We start from the raw sequence: 242 nt of genomic DNA, 5'->3' as shown, positions 1-242 counted from the left end.
GGGAAGGCATCGGCATTATCGCCCACACCGTCACCATCGGTGTCTGTGGTTTCAGAGGCGTCGTCAGGGAAGGCATCGGCATTATCGCCCACGCCGTCACCATCAGTGTCAGTCGTTTCCGTGGCATCCGTAGGGAAGGCATCGCCGTTATCACCCACGCCATCACTATCGGTGTCCGTGTCTTCGTTTGGATCAAATGGGAAGGCATCATAGATATCGAGTGTGCCGTCGTTGTCATCGTC

General features: G+C 56.2%; 1 pseudogene. It reads right to left on the bottom strand.

The annotated features are described in order from the left end of the window. A pseudogene (locus BCT27_RS16675) lies at positions 1-242 on the bottom strand (thrombospondin type 3 repeat-containing protein); the annotation flags it as partial.

The sequence above is a fragment of the Enterovibrio norvegicus genome (assembly GCF_002876705.1).
GTDB classification, from domain to species: domain Bacteria; phylum Pseudomonadota; class Gammaproteobacteria; order Enterobacterales; family Vibrionaceae; genus Enterovibrio; species Enterovibrio norvegicus_B.
Note: the sequence above shows the minus strand (reverse complement) of the source record. Positions and strands in the feature narration are given on the sequence as shown.